This window comes from Inquilinus sp. (assembly GCF_057815775.1).
Map to the genome: position 1 here is coordinate 1 of NZ_JBYRFX010001159.1, position 2,140 is coordinate 2,140.

Sequence of the window (2,140 nt, forward strand, 5' to 3'; positions counted from 1 at the left end):
GTGGTGATCGTGACCGGCCTGTCCGGCGGCGGCAAAGCCTCGATTCTGCGTGCACTCGAGGACATCGGCTACGAGGCCATCGACAATCCGCCGGTGGCCATGCTGGCGGAGGTGATCGCCGACGGGGACAGGGCGGCCTCCGGCCGCCGGCTGGCGGTGGGAATCGACGCGCGCACCCGCGGCTTCGACGCCGACGCATTGCTGGATGTGATCGCACGGCTGCGCACCGAACCCGAACTGCGGCTGCAATTGCTATACGTGTGGGCCGACGAGAGCACGCTGCTGCGCCGTTTTACCGAAACCCGCCGGCGCCACCCGCTGGCACCGCAGGGCGTGGTGGCTGACGGGATTGCGGCTGAGTCGGCCCTGACGGAGCCATTGCGTGAGGCCGCCGACCTGGTGGTGGACACGTCGGGGTTGCCGATCGCCAATTTGCGGCGAATGATTGAGCGGCATTTCGGCGCTGACGCCGGGCAGGCGCGGCTCTCGGTGTCGCTGGTGTCGTTCGCTTATCCGCGAGGTCTGCCGCGGGAAGCAGATCTGGTATTCGATGCACGCTTCCTCAGGAACCCCCATTACGATCCCATATTGCGTCCCAAGACCGGACTAGACCCGGAAGTTGGGGCATATGTCGAAGCAGATCCCGACTTCTCAATATTTTTTTCACGGCTCGCTGATCTGGTTGACCTCGTCTTGCCGAGGTTTGTGCAAGAAGGCAAAAAATACGCTACTATCACGATAGGGTGTACGGGTGGTCGCCACAGGTCCGTTCACTTGATTGAAAAATTGGCGAATCATCTCACCTCACGCGCTTTGGCGCAAAAGGCTTGTGATGGTGGCGAAACGCCATGGCGCGTTTTCGTTACCCATCGGGAGCTTGTGAAGGAGGGTGATGCGGATGCGTTTCTGGTGGACCGCCCGGTTGCGCGCCGGGACGAAACAGACATAGACAAGGCTGCGCAGGCTTTGTCGGTTCAGGCATAGGAGGCCTGATACAACACGATGGTTTCATCGAACGGTTACCTCCCCGCTCGCCTATCCACCCGCCGGGACTCCGCGGTCCACTCATGATCGGTATGATCCTGGTGACCCACGGGCGACTTGCGGACGAGCTGCGCTCCGCCATGGAGCACGTGGTCGGGTCACAACGGAACGTCGACACGGTCTGTATCGGGCCGGACGACGACATGGAAAACAGGCGCGCCGAGATCGAGGCCTGTATCGGGCGGTGCGACACCGGCGACGGAGTCGTGCTGCTGACCGACATGTTCGGCGGAACCCCATGCAACCTCGCGATCTCCATGATGGAGAAGAAGGGGGTGGAGGTCATCGCTGGCGTCAACCTGCCGATGCTCGTCAAGCTGGCGAAGGTGCGGTCAAAGCAGCCGCTCGCCGATGCGGTCACCTGCGCGGAAGACGCCGGGCGGAAGTACATCGCCGCGGCATCGCACGTGCTGCATGGCTGCAAGGTGAACGGGACCGCCGTCGACTGCGCCAACAACAATACGAAAGCCGCCAACGGGGCCGCCGAGTGACAGACTCGCCATCCGGCGAACCTGTACTCTCACGTACCGTTACGATCTGCAACAAACGCGGCTTGCACGCCCGGGCCGCGGCGCGGTTCGTTACCCTGGCCGAGCAGTTCGGCGCCTCTGTCGATGTGCTGAAAGACGGACAGGTCATTTCCGCGCGCTCCATCATGGGCCTGATGATGCTCGGCGCGGCGCGGGGTGCGGATATCGAGTTGCGTGCCGAAGGCTGGGATGCCAAGGAGGCGTTGGACGCCCTGGCAGCCCTGGTCGAGGCAGGCTTCAATGAACAGGATTGAGCCACCACCGCCGCAACACGAGCGATTGGCCCGCCCCGCCCTCGCCGCCCCAGAATCGCGTCCAGAGCGGAAGTTCGCCGGTATAGCCGTCTCGGCCGGCGTCGCGATCGGGCCTATCTTCGGAACCACCGAACCGGAAGCCGTCATCAAGCGCCAGAAGATCCTGGCGTCCGACATCGGGGCCGAAAGCGCGCGCCTGGAGGCCGCCATCGTCCAGTCGCGCAAGCAGTTGGCGAAATTAAGCGCCAAACTGGCAATGCTCCCGGAGGAGAGCCAGTCCGAGATCGCCCCCCTGATCGATGCATACATACG

At 63.5% G+C, this 2,140-nt stretch carries 4 protein-coding genes; all 4 read left to right on the plus strand.

Annotated features, from left to right (window positions below; genetic code table 11):
* On the plus strand, positions 1-984 hold a 984-nt coding region (gene rapZ / locus AC3XYG_RS41030; RefSeq protein WP_489145684.1), incomplete at its 5' end, for an RNase adapter RapZ.
* An 83-nt stretch (positions 985-1,067) separates the two neighbouring features.
* The gene (locus tag AC3XYG_RS41035; protein WP_489145685.1) at positions 1,068-1,535 is read left to right on the plus strand and encodes a PTS sugar transporter subunit IIA; all 468 of its coding nucleotides are present in this window, start codon (positions 1,068-1,070) and stop codon (positions 1,533-1,535) included.
* Positions 1,532-1,828 carry an HPr family phosphocarrier protein gene (locus AC3XYG_RS41040; protein WP_489145686.1) on the plus strand — a complete coding sequence of 99 codons (297 nt, stop codon included), beginning with the start codon at positions 1,532-1,534 and terminating at the stop codon, positions 1,826-1,828. Before AC3XYG_RS41035 ends, AC3XYG_RS41040 begins: the two co-directional genes overlap by 4 nt.
* The coding region (locus tag AC3XYG_RS41045; RefSeq protein ID WP_489145687.1) for a phosphoenolpyruvate-utilizing N-terminal domain-containing protein at positions 1,815-2,140 on the plus strand (326 nt) is incomplete at its 3' end. The genes AC3XYG_RS41040 and AC3XYG_RS41045, both read left to right, overlap by 14 nt.

Coding starts and splice junctions, on each gene's coding strand:
- AC3XYG_RS41035 (WP_489145685.1), top strand. CDS start 1,068: ATGATCGGTATGATCCTGGTGACCCACGGGCGACTTGCGGACGAGCTG.